Annotated in this window: 2 protein-coding genes and 1 pseudogene; all 3 read left to right on the top strand. The window is 53.8% G+C overall.

Annotated elements, in window-relative coordinates:
* Nucleotides 1-315 (top strand): hypothetical protein (locus ALO80_RS06785; protein WP_055008391.1); only part of this gene is annotated, 315 nt, incomplete at its 5' end.
* Entirely contained in the window at nt 312-974 is a 663-nt protein-coding gene (locus tag ALO80_RS06780; protein ID WP_055008390.1) for a hypothetical protein, read from the top strand. The genes ALO80_RS06785 and ALO80_RS06780, both read left to right, overlap by 4 nt.
* 28 nt (nt 975-1,002) lie before the next feature.
* Nucleotides 1,003-1,181 (top strand): annotated as a pseudogene (locus ALO80_RS06775) (tail fiber domain-containing protein); the annotation flags it as partial.

Below are 1,181 nucleotides of genomic sequence, written 5' to 3'. Positions count from 1 at the left end.
ACCACGTTCACTTATCAGGTTATTTGGCAGGGGGTGATTGATTTCAGTGACACGTCCGGATCAACGGCAAAGGTAATCACGCTTAGCATCCCTGGCTTTGATCCGGCGAACTGCGTCTTTATGGTCATCCCCACAAGGGCGCAGGACATTCAGTCTGCCGAGGGCGATGCCACCGGCAACACCAAGTCCTATCCCTACGTGACCACATCCGCTGGCCAGGTAGTGTTGAGGTCGGCCAATCCATATGCAAATCTCGCCAACACCAACCAGACGCGCATTGTCGCTAAAGGATACGCAGTGAGGTTCAAAGTATGAGTTTCGGCGTTATCAGCATTAACGATAGCTCTTTCGTGCAGATTGATTCCGAAACGCCTCGGCTCTGCGTGCTCACGAAGGGCAGTTATTCAGGAACAACAAACGCAAATGTCACCTTTCCGCGCGCGGTAACAAGTGCTGACCCGCCGCTGGTGTTCATCAGGCCTGACCAAAACGGCATCGTTCAGGTGCCGATATCGGTGTGGTTCACTGGCGGGCCCGGCAACTGGACAGGCTTCGCAATGAAGGCTTCAAACGTCCAGAGCACGCTGAGCGGTCAATACTTCATTGCCGCATGGGCATCAATGGGTACAGCGTCATTCGGCATGCGTATTTGGGGGCCGGGCGGCGAGCTTGTATATGACAGCGGGGCACCGCCAGTCGTCGTCACGTTTGCTGCTGGTAACTGGACATATGTGGGCAGCGAGCAACTAAGCGTTGGTCAGCGTTACAGGTGGAGCATTGATAAAGCGCTCGGGGTTGGCGAATTTATATCCATAAACTCCTTCGCCTTTCATTGCCATAACGGGGCAAGCGGCGGGGGCTGTGCCATCGGCGTCGATTACACTAATTCAAAAATAATGCTTTACAGCCTTGCAACAACAGCTTGGACAGATCAGGGCCATCGCCCGTTTCTTTGTGCAAAACTTACCGCCTAAATCAAGGCGCTTGAAAGTAGGAGTTTAAATGCCTTGGTATAAAGCCGGGACGGTTTCCGTCACCCAAAATTCGAACGCTGTGATCGGTAGCGGCACAGCGTTTATTGCAAACAGTCGGGTAGGCGATGGGTTTCGCGGGCCTGATGGCGGCTGGTACGAGGTGACCAACATCGCCAGCGATACAGCGATGTCTATCTCGCCGAACTA

The organism is Pseudomonas caricapapayae, from assembly GCF_001400735.1.
GTDB classification, from domain to species: Bacteria; Pseudomonadota; Gammaproteobacteria; order Pseudomonadales; family Pseudomonadaceae; genus Aquipseudomonas; species Aquipseudomonas caricapapayae.
The sequence above is the reverse complement of the archived record's forward strand: the minus strand, read 5'-3'. Positions and strand labels throughout refer to the sequence as shown.

Excerpts from the sequence above, each read along its gene's own strand:
- ALO80_RS06780 (WP_055008390.1), top strand. The coding sequence starts at position 312 with ATGAGTTTCGGCGTTATCAGCATTAACGATAGCTCTTTCGTGCAGATT.